At 60.7% G+C, this 14980-nt stretch carries 14 protein-coding genes; 9 read left to right on the plus strand and 5 right to left on the minus strand.

Features of this window, described 5'->3' with window-relative positions; translation table 11 throughout:
• The first annotated feature begins 332 nt into the window (after nucleotides 1–332).
• The 7 genes from cobU to HX783_RS27505 all read left to right on the plus strand — a co-directional run bounded on the left by cobU (nucleotide 333) and on the right by HX783_RS27505 (nucleotide 5618).
• Complete coding sequence (gene cobU, locus HX783_RS27475) at nucleotides 333–854, plus strand: bifunctional adenosylcobinamide kinase/adenosylcobinamide-phosphate guanylyltransferase (protein WP_177018970.1); 522 nt, start codon at nucleotides 333–335, stop codon at nucleotides 852–854.
• Nucleotides 851–1906: a nicotinate-nucleotide--dimethylbenzimidazole phosphoribosyltransferase gene (gene cobT, locus HX783_RS27480; protein WP_177018971.1), complete on the plus strand. Its 1056-nt coding sequence runs from the start codon at nucleotides 851–853 to the stop codon at nucleotides 1904–1906. The genes cobU and cobT overlap by 4 nt, the downstream gene beginning before the upstream one ends.
• Nucleotides 1903–2478 (plus strand): alpha-ribazole phosphatase family protein, encoded by a 576-nt coding sequence (cobC, locus tag HX783_RS27485; protein ID WP_177018972.1) that lies wholly within the window; start codon nucleotides 1903–1905, stop codon nucleotides 2476–2478. The genes cobT and cobC overlap by 4 nt, the downstream gene beginning before the upstream one ends.
• Nucleotides 2479–2480: 2 nt before the next feature.
• Nucleotides 2481–3209 (plus strand): adenosylcobinamide-GDP ribazoletransferase, encoded by a 729-nt coding sequence (locus HX783_RS27490; protein ID WP_177018973.1) that lies wholly within the window; start codon nucleotides 2481–2483, stop codon nucleotides 3207–3209.
• A gap of 42 nt (nucleotides 3210–3251) precedes the next feature.
• Nucleotides 3252–3656, plus strand: a complete 405-nt coding sequence (locus tag HX783_RS27495) for a MarR family winged helix-turn-helix transcriptional regulator (RefSeq protein WP_017734645.1) — start codon at nucleotides 3252–3254, stop codon at nucleotides 3654–3656.
• 54 nt (nucleotides 3657–3710) lie between these two features.
• Nucleotides 3711–4919, plus strand: a complete 1209-nt coding sequence (locus HX783_RS27500; protein WP_371317717.1) for an MFS transporter — start codon at nucleotides 3711–3713, stop codon at nucleotides 4917–4919.
• Between the two features lie 150 nt (nucleotides 4920–5069).
• Complete coding sequence (locus tag HX783_RS27505; RefSeq protein ID WP_177018974.1) at nucleotides 5070–5618, plus strand: glutathione peroxidase; 549 nt, start codon at nucleotides 5070–5072, stop codon at nucleotides 5616–5618.
• A 65-nt stretch (nucleotides 5619–5683) separates the two neighbouring features.
• Here HX783_RS27505 and HX783_RS27510 read toward each other — a convergent pair whose 3' ends face one another.
• The 4 genes from HX783_RS27510 to HX783_RS27525 form a co-directional block, all read right to left on the minus strand.
• The gene (locus HX783_RS27510; RefSeq protein WP_177018975.1) at nucleotides 5684–6973 is read right to left on the minus strand and encodes an OmpP1/FadL family transporter; all 1290 of its coding nucleotides are present in this window, start codon (nucleotides 6971–6973) and stop codon (nucleotides 5684–5686) included.
• Nucleotides 6974–7119: 146 nt separating this feature from the next.
• On the minus strand, nucleotides 7120–7602 hold the full coding sequence (locus HX783_RS27515; protein WP_177018976.1) for a hypothetical protein: 483 nt from the start codon (nucleotides 7600–7602) through the stop codon (nucleotides 7120–7122).
• Nucleotides 7603–7877: 275 nt separating this feature from the next.
• On the minus strand, nucleotides 7878–8102 hold the full coding sequence (locus tag HX783_RS27520) for a hypothetical protein (protein WP_019407963.1): 225 nt from the start codon (nucleotides 8100–8102) through the stop codon (nucleotides 7878–7880).
• A gap of 443 nt (nucleotides 8103–8545) precedes the next feature.
• The gene (locus HX783_RS27525; protein WP_177018977.1) at nucleotides 8546–8851 is read right to left on the minus strand and encodes a hypothetical protein; all 306 of its coding nucleotides are present in this window, start codon (nucleotides 8849–8851) and stop codon (nucleotides 8546–8548) included.
• A 456-nt stretch (nucleotides 8852–9307) separates the two neighbouring features.
• Between HX783_RS27525 and HX783_RS27530 the strand changes: the two genes are divergently transcribed.
• Both HX783_RS27530 and rmuC read left to right on the plus strand, forming a co-directional pair.
• Complete coding sequence (locus HX783_RS27530) at nucleotides 9308–9631, plus strand: sel1 repeat family protein (RefSeq protein WP_177018978.1); 324 nt, start codon at nucleotides 9308–9310, stop codon at nucleotides 9629–9631.
• Between the two features lie 61 nt (nucleotides 9632–9692).
• A complete protein-coding gene (rmuC, locus tag HX783_RS27535; protein ID WP_371317718.1) occupies nucleotides 9693–11171 on the plus strand; it encodes a DNA recombination protein RmuC in 1479 nt (492 codons plus the stop codon).
• A gap of 125 nt (nucleotides 11172–11296) precedes the next feature.
• On the opposite strand, the gene HX783_RS27540 is transcribed toward rmuC, so the two are convergent.
• Nucleotides 11297–14767, minus strand: a complete 3471-nt coding sequence (locus HX783_RS27540) for a PAS domain-containing hybrid sensor histidine kinase/response regulator (RefSeq protein WP_177018979.1) — start codon at nucleotides 14765–14767, stop codon at nucleotides 11297–11299.
• Between the last annotated feature and the right edge of the window lie 213 nt (nucleotides 14768–14980).

Below are 14980 nucleotides of genomic sequence, written 5' to 3' on the forward strand. Positions count from 1 at the left end.
GCGGCTAACCCGGCGTCCTGCCGGGTTACCCACGGATTCAAGCCTGCGTTCGGCCAGCGTGGTTTAACGGGGCGCCTGAGATCAAAATCAAAAGCCAGATCAAAAGCCAATCTGCCTTTCTGTGGGAGCTGGCTTGCCTGCGATGGCGGCCTGCCAGCCAACCCCTATTCATCTGATGCACCACGTCCTAAATGTGGGAGCGGGCTTGCTCGCGAATGCGGTGTGTCAGTTACAAATGAGCTGACTGAACCACCGCATTCGCGAGCAAGCCCGCTCCCACATTTGACAGTGTTCGCCTCAAATTCTTGGCCGGCCGACAAAGGTGCCTTCCCATGTATCAACTGATCCTCGGCGGTGCTCGTTCCGGCAAGAGCCGGCTCGCCGAAAGGCTCGCCAGTGAGAGCGGCCTGGATGTCATCTACATTGCCACCAGCCAACCGCTGGACGGCGAGATGAACGAGCGCGTCGCGCTGCATCGTCAGCGCCGTCCCGGGCACTGGGGGCTGGTCGAAGAGCCGGTCGAGCTCGCGCGCGTGTTGCGCGAAAACGCATCCGCCGAGCGCTGCTTGCTGGTGGATTGCCTGACGCTGTGGCTGACCAATCTGCTGATGCTCGAAGACCCGGCGCGCCTGGCGTTTGAGCGTGATCAACTGTTGGAAACCCTGGCTTCGTTGCCAGGGGAAATCATGTTTGTCAGCAACGAGACCGGTCTGGGTGTCGTGCCGCTGGGCGAATTGACTCGCCGCTATGTGGATGAAGCCGGTTGGCTGCATCAAGCCTTGGCCGAGCGGTGTCAGCGCGTTGTCCTGACCGTCGCCGGCCTGCCCCTGACTTTGAAAGGTACTGCGTTATGACTGACACCTGGTGGCTCAACCCCTGTAAAGCCGTGGATGCTTCGGCACATGCACAAGCACTGGCTCGCCAGCAGCAACTGACCAAACCGGCCGGCTCCCTCGGCCAGTTGGAGGCCGTGGCGGTGCAGCTGGCCGGGCTGCAAGGCCAGGTCAAGCCGCTGGTGGATCACGTATGGATCGCCATTTTCGCCGGTGACCACGGCGTGGTCGCAGAAGGCGTGTCGGCATTTCCCCAGGAAGTGACCGGGCAGATGCTGCACAACTTTGTCAGCGGTGGCGCGGCGATCAGTGTGTTGGCGCGGCAGTTGAATGCGCAGCTGGAAGTCGTCGACCTTGGCACGGTCACGCCGTCGCTGAATCTGCCCGGTGTGCGTCACCTGAACATCGGCGCGGGCACGGCCAACTTCGTCAACGGCCCGGCCATGACTGAGGCCCAGGGGCGCCTGGCCCTGCAAGCCGGTCGCGACAGCGCACGCCGTGCACTGGATAACGGCGCACAGCTGTTTATCGGTGGCGAGATGGGCATCGGCAACACCACCGCCGCCAGCGCCTTGGCGTGCGCGTTGCTCGATTGCGCGGTGAGTGACCTGACCGGCCCGGGCACCGGTTTGAATGCCCAGGGCGTCAGCCACAAAGTGGCCGTCATCGAACGCGCGCTGGCGCTGCATGCCGGGCAACGGGGTGACGCACTGCACACGCTGTTCAACCTCGGCGGTTTTGAAATTGCCGCGCTGGTGGGGGCGTATCTGGCCTGCGCCCAGGAAGGCATCGTGGTGCTGGTGGACGGGTTTATCTGCACGGTCGCCGCCTTGGTTGCCACGCGCCTGAACCCGGCATGCCGTGAGTGGCTGGTGTTTGGTCATCGTGGCGCCGAGCCAGGCCATCGTCATGTGCTGCAAAGCCTTGACGCGCAACCGTTGCTGGAGCTGGGTCTGCGCCTGGGTGAAGGCAGCGGCGCGGCGCTGGCCGTGCCGATGTTGCGCCTGGCGTGTGCGCTGCACGGGCAGATGGCGACGTTCGCCGAAGCGGCCGTGGCAGATCGCCCGGCATGATCTTGCACCTGGACCTGCTGCGCCACGGCGAAACCGAGCTGGGCGGTGGCCTGCGCGGCAGCCTCGACGATGCGTTGACGGCCAAGGGCTGGGCGCAGATGCGCGCCGCCGTGCTGGAACAGGGGCCGTGGGACCGGTTGATCAGTTCGCCGCTGCAACGCTGCGCGCTGTTTGCCCATGAGCTGGGCGCGCGGCTGAATCTGCCGGTGAGCTTGGAGAAGGATCTGCAGGAGCTGCACTTCGGTGCCTGGGAAGGGCAGAGCGCCGCAGCGCTGATGGAGACCGACGCTGAAGGGCTGGGCCGGTTCTGGGCCGATCCGTACGCTTTTACGCCGCCTGAGGGCGAGCGCGTCAGCGACTTTTCCGAGCGTGTTCTCGGCGCCGTCTCACGTCTGCATCAGGCCTATGCCGGTGAGCGTGTGTTGTTGATCAGCCACGGTGGCGTAATGCGCCTGCTGCTGGCGCAGGCGCGTGGCTTGCCTCGGGCGCAACTGCTGAATGTCGAAGTCGGCCACGGCGGGCTGTTCAGCCTGCAGGTGACAGCCGACGGCGCGTTAAAGGAAGGAATCTGACAATGTTGCCGTTCTGGATCGCCCTGCAATTTCTCAGCAGCCTGCCGATTCGTCTGCCGGGCATGCCGCAGCCTCAGGAGTTGGGGCGTTCACTGCTGTTTTATCCGCTGGTGGGGTTGTTGTTCGGGTTGCTGTTGTGGGCGCTGAATACAGCACTGATGGGCGCGCCGTTGTTGCTGCACGCCGCGCTGTTGCTGACGGCCTGGGTGCTGCTCAGTGGCGGTCTGCACCTGGACGGCCTGGCGGACAGCGCCGATGCCTGGCTCGGCGGCTTTGGCGACCGCGAGCGCACGTTGACCATCATGAAAGACCCGCGCAGCGGGCCGATTGCCGTGGTCACCCTGGGCTTGGTGTTGCTGCTCAAGTTCACCGCGCTGGTGGCCTTGATCGAACAGCACAACGGTGCGGCGCTGATTCTGGCGCCGCTGATCGGGCGGGCTTCGATGCTGGCGCTGTTCCTCACCACAGGCTATGTGCGTGCAGGCGGATTGGGGCAGGCATTGGCGGATCATCTGCCGAGGGTTGTCGGCCAGCAAGTGCTGATCCTCAGCGGCCTGGCCTGCATCCTGATCGGCGGTTTCAGCGGCGGGGTTGCCGTTTTGCTCGCGGCCCTGTGCTTTATCGGGCTGCGCCAGTTGATGGTCAATCGGCTTGGCGGCACCACCGGCGACACTGCAGGAGCCCTGCTGGAGCTGCTGGAAGTCGCGGTGTTGATCGGCTTGGCGCTGTAACACTTTCTTGCATTTCCATAATCGCGGGTATATACACGTTCCATGCTTGCCTCTCAATGTTTATGCACCAACCTGCGACGTGCCGCCCGTGGCGTCAGCAGGCATTACGACGGCGCTCTCGACGGCTTCGGGATCAACGTCGCCCAGTATTCTTTGCTGTGTAACCTGCAGCGCCTCGACCAACCGAGCATTTCCAGCCTGGCCGAAGCCATGGGCCTGGATCGCAGCACGTTAGGGCGTAACCTGCGGGTGCTGGAAGGCGAAGGCCTGGTGCAGTTGGTTGAGGGTGACGACCTGCGCAACCGCCTGGTGCTGTTGACGGCGGCCGGCGAAGAACGCCTGGCTGCCGCCTTGCCGGCGTGGGAAGCGGCGCAGCAGAAATTAATTGACCGGTTAGGCGCCGAAAAGCGCGAAACCCTGTTGGCCTTGCTGGACGAACTCGCCTAAAAGCGGGTTTGTTCGACTACAAGCGGGTATATACCCGCGAGCGGAGAATAAGAAATGACCTCGATGTGGCGCACCAGTGGCTGGGTTCTTGTGGGGAGTGCGCTGATCCTGGCGTTGTCGTTGGGCGTGCGGCACGGCTTCGGCTTGTTCCTGGCGCCGATGAGCATTGAGTTCGGCTGGGGCCGTGAGACCTTTGCCTTCGCCATCGCCCTGCAAAACCTGATCTGGGGCCTGGCACAGCCGTTTACCGGCGCCCTGGCCGACCGTTTCGGCGCCACCAAGGCGGTATTTGTCGGCGGGGTACTTTACGCCGTGGGCCTGGTGTTGATGGGCATGTCCGACTCGGCGTGGTCGTTGTCGCTTAGCGCAGGGTTACTGATTGGCATCGGCCTGTCGGGCACGTCGTTTTCGGTGATTCTCGGTGTTGTCGGCCGCGCCGTGCCGCCGGAAAAGCGCAGCATGGCCATGGGCATCGCCAGTGCCGCCGGTTCTTTCGGCCAATTCGCCATGGTGCCGGGCACCTTGGGCCTGATCGGCTGGTTGGGCTGGTCGGCCGCCTTGCTCGCACTGGGTTTGATGGTGGCGCTGATTCTGCCGCTGGTGGCGATGCTCAAGGACAAACCGCTGCCCGTGATGGTTGGCCAGCAAACGCTGCGTGAAGCGCTGAAAGAGGCCTGCTCCCATTCCGGGTTCTGGTTGCTGGCGTTCGGCTTTTTCGTCTGCGGGTTCCAGGTGGTGTTTATTGGTGTGCACCTGCCGGCGTATCTGGTCGACCAACATCTGCCGGCCACGGTGGGCACCACGGTGCTGGCGTTGATCGGCCTGTTTAATGTGTTTGGTACGTACACGGCAGGTTGGCTCGGCGGGCGTATGTCCAAGCCGCGTTTGCTCACCGGCTTGTACCTGCTGCGCGCGGTGGTGATCGTGCTGTTCCTGTGGGCGCCGGTGACCGAAGTCACGGCCTACCTGTTTGGCATGGCCATGGGCTTTTTGTGGCTGTCCACCGTGCCGCTGACCAACGGCACCGTCGCGACTTTGTTTGGCGTGCGCAACCTGTCGATGCTCGGTGGGATTGTGTTCCTGTTCCACCAGCTCGGTTCGTTCCTCGGCGGCTGGTTGGGTGGGGTGGTCTATGATCGAACCGGTAACTACGATTTGATCTGGCAGGTGGCTATCCTGCTGAGCCTGCTCGCTGCCGCGCTGAATTGGCCGGTGCGCGAGAGGCCGGTGGCGCGTTTGCAGACGCAAATGGAGGCGGCATGAGTGTGACGGTGCGCTGGCTGGCCCTTTCGGCGGGCGTGGTTTTGTTGCTGCTGGCCTGGTGGGGCTGGCAGCACGGCGGGCTGGCGTTGATGCAACTGGGTATGTCGATCTGTTAAGTTCTGTGTCTGAACTGACTCAAGGACCTCCAAGATGCTGATGCGCTGGCTTGCTGTACCCGTCCTGATGGCTGTTGGCAGCGTGGCCATGGCCGCCAATTGCCCGCCGTTGCTGGAGGGCCAATTGCCCAAGTTGCGGGCCAAGGAATCCATCGATTTGTGTCAGCGCTTTGCTGGCAAGCCCCTGGTGATCGTCAATACCGCCAGCTTTTGTGGCTTTGCACCGCAGTTCAAAGGCCTCGAAGCCTTGTACCAGCGCTACAAGGGCGAAGGGCTGGAAGTGATCGGCGTGCCGTCCGATGACTTCAAGCAGGAAGCCAAGACCGGTGAAGAGACTGCCAAGGTCTGTTACGTGAATTACGGCGTGACCTTTACGATGACCGAGCCGCAGACGGTCAAGGGGCCGGATGCGGTCCATCTGTTCAAGGCTCTGGCGCAGCAGAGCAACGCGCCGAAGTGGAATTTCTACAAGTACGTGGTCGACCGCCAGGGCAAGGTGATTGCTGATTTCTCCAGCCTCACCAAACCGGACAGTCCGGACCTGATCAAGGCGGTGGAACAGGCGATTGCGTCCAAACCCTGATTAGCGCCGACTAAAAAGCCCCGCCTCCTTTGCAGGAGAGCGGGGCTTTTTTATGCAGCGTCAGATCAGAACTTGTACGTTACGCCCAGGCCAAAACCGTTGGCGCTGTTTTCGTACTTGGCGTTGTAGGACTGGCCCAGTGCGTTGGCGCGCGCAACCTTGACCGGTTCTTCCTTGAGGTAGGAGTAAGCCAGGTCAACGGTCATGTTCGGCATTACGTCGTAGCCCAGGCCGAGACTGAAGATAGTCCGGTCACCGGTAGGGATACGTGGCGAACGATCGGTGTTGTTGGTCGGCGACTGGTCGAAGGTCAGGCCGGTACGCAACACCACTTGCTTGGTGACGCGGTACGACGTCCCGAGGGCATATGCCCAGGTATCGTGCCAGTTCTGATCTTCTTTGATGGTGCCGACAATTTGCGGAGCCAAAAGACCGCTACCGGCTGCGGCCGATACACCTTCGTTGTTGACGGTGATGTCTTTCAGGCGGCTCCAACGAGTCCAGGTGGCACCTGCGTAGAGTTTCCAGGCGTCGCTCATGTCTTGAGTAACGGACAGGTCCCAGGTTTCAGGGGTGTCGATTTTCAAGGAAGCGTCGTAGCGGCCATTGTTAAACAGCCCGGCCGGTACGTTGGTGCCCTTGCTCACTTCGGTGTGGCCTTCGAGCTTGTATTTCACCTTCGAGTGGTAGGTCAGGCCCACGCGGGTGGTATCAGTGGCTTGAACCAACAGGCCGGCGTTGAAGCCGACGGCGGTGTCATCACCCTTGATCTTGATGTTGTTGGAGCCTGTGCCCGGGACTGGCAAGTTGATGTCGGACTCAAGCGTGCCCGAGATACGGTTGATGGTCGGACCAAAACCGATGGAAACCCGGTCATTGAAGGCATAGCTGACAGTCGGCTGGAAAGTGATGACTTTCACTTCGCTCTTACTGCCAAAGGCTTTGCCCTGGAAGCCATTTTCGTAGTCGGTCACCAAGCCAAACGGAGCATAAACGCCGAAACCGACAGCCCATTGCTCGTTGAGTTTATTGGTGTAGAAGCCGAAAGGCACAGCGGTGAAAGGCACCATATCGCCTTTGTTCGAACCGCTGGAGCGGCCGCTGACATCCTTGATATTGGTCGAGGCATCGATCGCTGCAACACCGCCGGTGATTTGCTGGCCTTCGAGGCGAGCCATACCGGCAGGGTTACCGTAGACAGTGCTGGCGTTTTCGGCAGAAGAAGAACGGCCTGCGAAACCCGTACCCATGCCTGCAACGTCTTGTTCGTTCAAGGCGAAGCCGCTTGCAAACAGTTGGGAGGAGGCCATGGTAACGGCGAGGCTAAGTGTGGTCTTGAGCATTACTTTTTTCATTATTAGAACTCCGTGGTGATCACCGCTGCGGAAAGTAACAATAAATTTAAGTTAGCGCTATAGGGCGTAATGCAGGAGATAGAGCTGTTTTGTAGGACAATCCGACCAGATTCGCGGTTTTTTGCCGAATCTTGCAAAACGCCTGATCAACAAGTGACCTGATTCATGGGTGAAACACAGGTTTGCCACGCTTGGGTGAAGTCCCGGAGCCGACCTTGAGGGTGAAATATTTCTTTCCAGATACGCGCCATGGCCAGCACATCACCCGCTGGCGGCAGGGCAGGGCGGTGTTGTTCTACCAGTAGCCAAGCGATGGCGGTGGCGTAACGCAGGTTGACGGTCAGTTCCAGCTGCGGCGCGCTGAGGAATGCATGCTGGCTGGCCAAGCCACGTACCAGGCTGGCACGTTCGGGGTCTGGTGCGAGGTAGTCGTCCCACAGGGCGCGGTGACGAGGTTCGGTGATGCTGTACAGGCCATGGCCGCGCCGGTCATGCAGGGCCGAGCCGAGTTCCGACTGGCTGGCGGCAATGCCCAGCAGCAGGGCTTCGGCTGTCGGGTTATGGCGGCCGAGGTATATCAACGTCGGCCTGATCACATAACGACACAATTCACTGGCGGCGATACCCATACAAGCCTCGATCCATGAAAGTGGTCGACGATGCCTGAGAGGGGGCTTGGCAGCGGTGAATCGGAGCTCAGGCTCGTCGTAAGCGGATCATGCCGCTTGAGTTGAAGTGTAGTGTCATATTTACGATGTAAAGGATTGTTTTTAAAACATCTTCTTCATTTAGTTATAACGTTTATATCGTTTTGAACTTAATTCATCGCCTGTGCTTAAACGCCAGGCAATAAAAAACCCTGCGTTTTAAGCAGGGTTTTTTGTGTTTCAGCGACTCGGGTCGATCAGGCAATCAATGCCTGACGGGTACGCTCGATCACGGCCTGCAGCGGCTCTGCGCTGGAGTATTGATCGGGGTACAGGCGTTCGCTGTGACGCGCGATGCCGTGTTCGTTGACCAGGGTGAAGCTGAAGCAGCCTTTGCGAGCGGCCATGATCAGGCAGTTCATTGGTGCAAAAGCGTTGGTGAGGGTGCGAATGGCATCCTGAGTGTGGATTTGAGTGGACATATTATTGGTGTTCCTACAAATGACACGGATAAGAACCGTGCAACGTTAAAACGTTCCAGTAACGTTGATCACCATTGATCAAACGAAGAACCCGACTGGAACAAAGCAGCCAGTTTGAAGCGCTAATAAGTTAGGCGCGCTTGGGCTGGCAGGTAGGTACTTAGGAGGGCAGGCAACACGACAAGGGCAAAGGTTCTGGGCCCGGGGTGAAGATCCTGATCAATTTGCAGGTTGGTTCGGTCAGAGTATTTAAACTTCGCGACACCCTTTGCTTGTTCAAAGGCAGTGTCGTCACAAGGAATACCTGGAAACCATCGAGGTGGTCGATCCCGTGTTGTTCAGGGGAGTTGTTCGACCAGAATTGACTTTCAGCTTGGTACTAACGCCGCGGATAGTAACGGATTGAAACACGGAAGGGAAGTGTGCTAACCAAAAAACCTCAATCAGGCGCCCAGCAACCCGCGATAGACCAGCACGGTAACCGCCGCCGCCAGTGAGCAACCCAGCCCGTAGGCCGCCAGGGTCAGGCGCAAGGAGCGGCCAGTCTCGATCACATTGATCACGTCGCGCATGTCATTGATCCGACCTTCACCCAGTTCGATGCACAGGCTCACGGCGGTAAACGCTGCCGACAGCAGGATGGCGATGGCAAACAATGCACCGTCGGGCGAGGGCAGCGCTGCATTGATACCCAGCGAGGTTGCGCAGATAGCCAGCAGCAACACGGCGAATACGAGGATTCCTTTCATCGAGCCTTTCGAGGTTGCGTGGAGGTAAGGCAGTGTGGCGAGCCGGGGCAGATTTGAAAAGTCCCCGGCTTGGACCTCCGGTAACATTTTTCAGACGTGTAGGCGCAAAAAATCTCGGCGATATAACCAGCGGATGGTTACTTGTGCACATTAGTTGCGAGGTGTGTAACCACTCTGATCCTGACGTGGAAGCAGCGCCATTTGCCTGTAATGAAAATTTAAGTCAATGAAAAATATCGCTTTTTTTTATTGGTGAAAAAATCGTCAGTTTGACTGCGGCCCCCGTTCCATGGGCCTTTGCGCGAGTTAAAGGCGGGTTGTCCACTGAGTTATCCACAGCTTCTGTGGATTGTGCCAAGCGCTTGCTCTAGAACGGGCGTGCAGGGATTTTTCAGCTTTACCTGTAGGAAAAAAAGAGTAGAGTGGCGCGCCTTCCGTTCTGTCCCGCAGTGCTTTATGAAGTTTCGCTCAGTATCACCTTCTGTTACCGACACCCCTCAGACTGTTACCGTACCCAAGCGTTTTTCCTTGAAAGTTGCCTTGTGGCTGCTCGACAGCCCGCGCCTGGGGCACAGCACCAACGTCAAGCACTTCGCCGGGCGCTTGCTCAAGCAGCCCGCCCGTGAAGGTGTAGTGGCTGCGCAGAGCCGCCTGGGCCAATTAATGTGCCGTGAGTGCGGCAATGCCCGCGACCGTCGCATCGGCCATGACCTGCTGCGCCTGGCCGCGCGCGCCGGCGACCGCCGCGCCCAACGCGAACTGGGCCAGGTCGAAGACTGAGCTGTCCTCCAGCCCTGTGCTTGGTTAACCTTGGTCTTTTTCGGTGATGGCAGAAATGGCGATGGCTTTTGACTGGACCAGTATTGCCTTGGGCGTCGCTGGCGCTGCAGTGCCTTTATTGGCCGTGTGCTGGCAGATTCAACGGCGGCTGAGCGCGCGCATGACCGGCTGGGAACTGCTCGAAGAGCGCCTGGCCACCGCGCAGCTGGCCCAGGAAGGGCTGGCCGCGCAACTGGATGCCAGCCGCGACGAGATCAGCGACCTCAGCCAGGCCAACGCCGCCAAACAAGCTGACTTGGCGGCCGTGCGCCGTGAAGTCGAACTGCTGCAGATCGACCGCGATAACGCCCGCGACGCCGCCCATGCCTGGAACCTCGACCGCAGCGCCAAGGACACCGAGCTTCGCCGTCTCGACGCGCTATCAGCCGCGCTGCGTGCCGAACTGCGCGAACAACAGGAAAGCCATCAACAACGCCTTGCCGACCTGCAAGGCTCGCGGGACGAGCTGCGCGCGCAGTTCGCCGAGCTGGCAGGGAAGATCTTCGACGAACGTGAACAGCGCTTTGCCGAAACCAGCCAGGAACGCCTCGGCCAGTTGCTCGACCCACTCAAGGAACGTATCCAGTCCTTCGAAAAGCGCGTGGAAGAAAGCTACCAGAATGAAGCGCGCGAGCGTTTCTCTCTGGCCAAGGAGCTTGAACGCCTGCAGCAACTGAACCTGCGTCTGTCGGACGAAGCCACCAACCTCACCCGCGCGCTCAAGGGCCAGAAAACCCAGGGTAACTGGGGCGAGTTGATCCTTGAACGTGTACTGGAACATGCCGGGCTGGAGAAGGGCCGCGAGTACCAGACTCAAGTCAGCCTCAAAGGCCCGGACGGCGAGCGCTTCCAGCCGGACGTGCTGATCATGTTGCCCGGCGACAAACAGGTGGTGGTCGACTCCAAGGTCAGCCTGACGGCCTATCAGCAGTACGTGGCGGCAGACGATGACGTGATTGGCCAGGCTGCCCTGAAGCAGCACGTGCTGTCCTTGCGTAATCATGTCAAAGGTCTGGCCGGTAAGGATTACAAGCGCCTGGAAGGCCTGCACAGCCTGGATTTCGTGTTGCTGTTCGTGCCGATAGAAGCCGCATTTTCCGCCGCGTTGCAGGCCGAACCGAACCTGTTCCAGGAGGCGTTCGACCGCCATATCGTCATCGTCAGCCCCACGACTTTGCTGGCCACCCTGCGGGTTATCGACAGCCTGTGGAAGCAGGAACGCCAGAGCCAGAACGCGCGGGAAATTGCCGAGCGTGCCGGCTGGCTCTATGACAAGTTCGTGCTGTTTATCCAGGACCTGGATGAGGTGGGCAACCGCCTGCAGCAGTTGGATAAGGCTTACAGTGCGGCGCGAAACAAGCTGACGGATGGGCGCGGAAACCTGGTCAGCCGTACCGAGCAGTTAAGGTTGCTGGGCGCGCGTGCGAGTAAAAGCCTGCCGGCGGATTTGCTCGAGCGGGCGATGACCGATTCGGATGGCGTGGCGCATCTACCTGAATAAACGCAGTCCGAAATGTGGGAGCGGGCTTGCTCGCGAATGCGCAGTGTCAGGCGACGTATTTAGTGGCTGACACACCGCTTTCGCGAGCAAGCCCGCTCCCACATTTTTAACCGAGTTCAGCCGAATTACAGTGGCAAATGCCGACTCAACAACGCCCGCAACGCCGCTGGCTTCACCGGCTTGGCCAAATAATCCAACCCTGCCGCATGCACCTCGGCCACCATCTCCGGGCGCCCGTCGGCGCTGATCACCACGCCGGGAATCGGCTCCGCCAATTGCGCGCGCAGCCAGCCCATCAACTCGGTGCCGGTTTCGCCATGGTCCAGGTGGTAATCCACCAGCGCCAGTTGCGGGCGCACGCCCTCGGCCAACAGTGCCGCGCATTGCGCCTGGTCGGTGGCGGTCCATACTTCGCAACCCCAGCGGGTGAGCAGGCTGCGCATGCCGATCAGGATGCTTTCTTCATTGTCCACGCACAGCACCTGCGCCCCGCTCAACGCCAGCCCGTTATCTGGCGTCGGCTTGGCTTTCGGGCTGGCCTGGTTACGCGCCAAAGGCACGCGCACGCTGAACACGCTGCCTTTGCCCGGCCACGAACGCACGCTCAGGCGGTGGCCGAGTACCCGGCACAAGCCGTCGGCGATCGCCAGACCCAGGCCCAGGCCTTTTTCGGCGCGGGTCTGGTGGCTGTCGAGGCGCTTGAACTCTTCGAAGATCACCTGCTGTTTATCCAGCGGGATGCCCGGGCCACGGTCCCAGACTTCCAGGCACAGTTCACCCTTGCGCCGGCGTACGCCAAGCAGCACTGGGCCGTCGGCATAGCGGAAGGCGTTGGTGAGAAAATTCTGCAGGATGCGCCGCAGCAACTTGATGTCACTGTCTACCCGCAAGCGGCTACCACGCAGGCGGAAACGCAGCCCTTGCTCGTGGGCCAGGGCCTTGAATTCGGCGCCCAGGGTGTCGAACAGTTCGTTGAGCACAAAGGGTTGGCGCTGCGGGTTGATCTTGCCGTTTTCCAGGCGCGAGATATCCAACAGGTCGCTGATCAGGTCTTCAGCGGAGCGCAGCGAGCTGTCCAGATGCTGCACCAACTGCCGGGCTTCGCTGGACAGGCCGTCGTTCTGGTGGGAGAGGGCGGCTGAGAACAGGCGCGCCGCGTTCAGCGGTTGCATCAGGTCATGGCTTACCGCAGCCAGAAAGCGCGTCTTCGACTGGCTGGCGGACTCGGCCACGCCTTTGGCGTCGGTGAGCGCCACATTCAGTTGCGACAGTTCATGAGTGCGCTCGGTCACCCGTTGTTCCAGGCCCTCGTTGGCCTCAGTCAGCGCTTGCTCGGCTTCACGGAAGGCGGTGATGTCGGTGAAGCTCATGACAAACCCGCCACCGGGCATCGGGTTGCCGATCAGCTCGATCACGCGGCCATTCGGAAACAGCCGTTCGGAGGTGTGCGCGCGGCCCTGACGCATCCAATGCAGGCGTCGCGCCACGTGCACTTCGGCCTCACCCGGCCCGCACAGCCCGCGCTCGGCGTTGTAGCGAATAATGTCGGCAATCGGCCGGCCCACGCTGATCAAGCCATCGGGGTAGTTGAACAGCTCCAGGTAACGCCGGTTCCAGGCCACCAGCTTCAGCGACTGGTCGACCACGCTGATGCCCTGGGTGATGTTTTCAATTGCGCCTTGCAGCAACGCGCGGTTGAACTGCAGCACTTCAGAGGCTTCGTCGGCGATGCGTACGACGTCCTCCAGCTGCATTTCCCGCCCTTCAATCGCCGCTTTTACCACGGCACGCGTCGACGAAGCGCCGAGCACGCCGGCCAACAGGCGTTCGGTGTGGGCGATCCAATCGTTATCGGCATTCTGGTTGGGGTTAAAGCCTTTGCCTTGGCGATAGGCAAAGCGGATAAAGCTCTGCTGGGCACGTTCTTCGCCGACAAAACGCGCCGCCAGGCTGAGCAGGTCGCTGATCTGTACTGACAACATCGAGCGCGCGCTGGCGCGTTGGCTGATTTCCTGGCCAATAAAGCGTCCGGCCTGCCAGTGCTCGGACACCCGTGTGCGCGACAGCATCGAGACCCACACGAACAGCGTGAAGTTACCCGCCAGCGAGAACACCGTGCCAAGGGTCAGCGAGGTGACGGCGAAGCCAAACGGGTGCGAATGCAGCCACGTCAGACCAGGGAAAAGGCTCAGCGACCAGCCCAGGCTTTTCGCCGTAACTGGTAGGACCAAGGTGTAGAACCACAAGAATGTGCCCGCCGCCAACCCGGCAAATACCCCGCGCCGGTTAGCCTGCTTCCAGTACAGCGCGCCGAGCATCGCCGGGGCCAGTTGGGTGACCGCCGCAAACGCAATCTGGCCGATGGTCGCCAGGCTCGCGGTGGAACCGAGCAGCCGGTAACTCACGTAGGCCAGCAACAGGATGATTACGATGCTGACCCGGCGCACCGACAGCATCCAGTGGCGGAACACTTCGAATGGCCGCTCGGCGCTGGAGCGCCGCAGCAGCCACGGCAGCAACATGTCGTTGGAGACCATGGTCGACAAGGCAATGCTGGCGACAATCACCATGCCGGTCGCCGCCGATGCACCGCCGATAAACGCCAGCACCGCGAGGGCCGGATGCGCTTCGGCCATGGGCAGGCTGATCACGTAGGAATCCGGCAGTACGGAGCCTGGCAAAAGCATTTTGCCGCCGAGGGCGATAGGAATCACAAACAGTGCCGCGAGGATCAAGTAGGCCGGGAACACCCACTTGGCCAGGCGCAAATCCTGCGGGTCGATGTTCTCCACCACGGTCACATGGAACTGCCGGGGCAGGCAGATAATCGCCATCATCGCCACGCCGGTTTGCACCACCATCGACGGCCAGTTGATGGTTTCTTTCCAGTATTCCTCAAGGCGCGGCGCCAGCATCGCCTGGCTGAACAAGTCACCGAAACCGTCGTACAAGCCGTAGGTCACGAACGCACCGACGGCGAGAAAGGCGAACAGCTTGACCAGCGATTCAAACGCAATCGCCAGCACCATGCCACGGTGGTGTTCAGTGGCGTCGAGGTTGCGTGTGCCAAACACAATGGTGAACAGCGCGAGTACCAGCGACACGATGAGCGCGGTGTCCTGGGCGCGGGTGCCGGTGGTGTCGGGGCCGGAGCCGATTAACAGGTTCACGCCCAGCACGATGCCTTTGAGTTGCAGGGCGATGTAGGGCAGCACGCCGACCAGGCAGATCAACGCCACCACCACTGCCAGGGACTGGGATTTGCCGTAGCGCGCGGCGATAAAGTCGGCGATGGAGGTGATGTTTTCCTGCTTGCTGATCAGAATCATCTTCTGCAGCACCCAAGGTGCCAACACCAGCAACAGTACCGGTCCGAGGTAAATCGGTAAAAAGGCCCACAGTTGTTCGGCGGCCTGGCCTACAGCGCCGAAGAAGGTCCAGCTGGTGCAGTAAACAGCCAGCGACAGGCTATACACCCACGCACGCACCCGTGGCGGCAGCGGCGCGTGGCGGCGGTCACCGTAAAAGGCGATGGCAAACATAATGGCCATATAGGCCAGGGCAACGGCGGCGATCAGCCCGCTGGACAGCGTCATGGTAACTCCGAGCATAAGAACACCCAGGCATTCCGGGCCCGGTGGCACAGTCTCGCATGATGCTTGGGGTTAGTCAGTGTCGACCAAGGTCGTGTGCAGGATCTGGCGTGTGTGGCCGCTGGCTTTTGTGGGAGCTGGCTTGCCTGCGATTCAGGCACCGCGGTGTGACAGTTGCACCGTGGCGATGCTATCGCGGGCAAGCCCGGCTCCCAC

The sequence above is a fragment of the Pseudomonas sp. D2002 genome (genome assembly GCF_013385735.1).
GTDB lineage: Bacteria > Pseudomonadota > Gammaproteobacteria > Pseudomonadales > Pseudomonadaceae > Aquipseudomonas.

Bases quoted from the DNA above. Each gene is read 5' to 3' on its own strand.
- HX783_RS27525 (WP_177018977.1), bottom strand. From the start codon at position 8,851: ATGAAAGGAATCCTCGTATTCGCCGTGTTGCTGCTGGCTATCTGCGCA.
- HX783_RS27505 (WP_177018974.1), top strand. From the start codon at position 5,070: ATGCTGATGCGCTGGCTTGCTGTACCCGTCCTGATGGCTGTTGGCAGC.
- cobU (WP_177018970.1), top strand. From the start codon at position 333: ATGTATCAACTGATCCTCGGCGGTGCTCGTTCCGGCAAGAGCCGGCTC.
- HX783_RS27510 (WP_177018975.1), bottom strand. From the start codon at position 6,973: ATGAAAAAAGTAATGCTCAAGACCACACTTAGCCTCGCCGTTACCATG.
- HX783_RS27490 (WP_177018973.1), top strand. From the start codon at position 2,481: ATGTTGCCGTTCTGGATCGCCCTGCAATTTCTCAGCAGCCTGCCGATT.
- rmuC (WP_371317718.1), top strand. From the start codon at position 9,693: ATGGCTTTTGACTGGACCAGTATTGCCTTGGGCGTCGCTGGCGCTGCA.
- HX783_RS27500 (WP_371317717.1), top strand. From the start codon at position 3,711: ATGACCTCGATGTGGCGCACCAGTGGCTGGGTTCTTGTGGGGAGTGCG.
- cobT (WP_177018971.1), top strand. From the start codon at position 851: ATGACTGACACCTGGTGGCTCAACCCCTGTAAAGCCGTGGATGCTTCG.
- HX783_RS27520 (WP_019407963.1), bottom strand. From the start codon at position 8,102: ATGTCCACTCAAATCCACACTCAGGATGCCATTCGCACCCTCACCAAC.
- cobC (WP_177018972.1), top strand. From the start codon at position 1,903: ATGATCTTGCACCTGGACCTGCTGCGCCACGGCGAAACCGAGCTGGGC.
- HX783_RS27530 (WP_177018978.1), top strand. From the start codon at position 9,308: ATGAAGTTTCGCTCAGTATCACCTTCTGTTACCGACACCCCTCAGACT.
- HX783_RS27515 (WP_177018976.1), bottom strand. From the start codon at position 7,602: ATGGGTATCGCCGCCAGTGAATTGTGTCGTTATGTGATCAGGCCGACG.
- HX783_RS27495 (WP_017734645.1), top strand. From the start codon at position 3,252: ATGCTTGCCTCTCAATGTTTATGCACCAACCTGCGACGTGCCGCCCGT.
- HX783_RS27540 (WP_177018979.1), bottom strand. From the start codon at position 14,767: ATGACGCTGTCCAGCGGGCTGATCGCCGCCGTTGCCCTGGCCTATATG.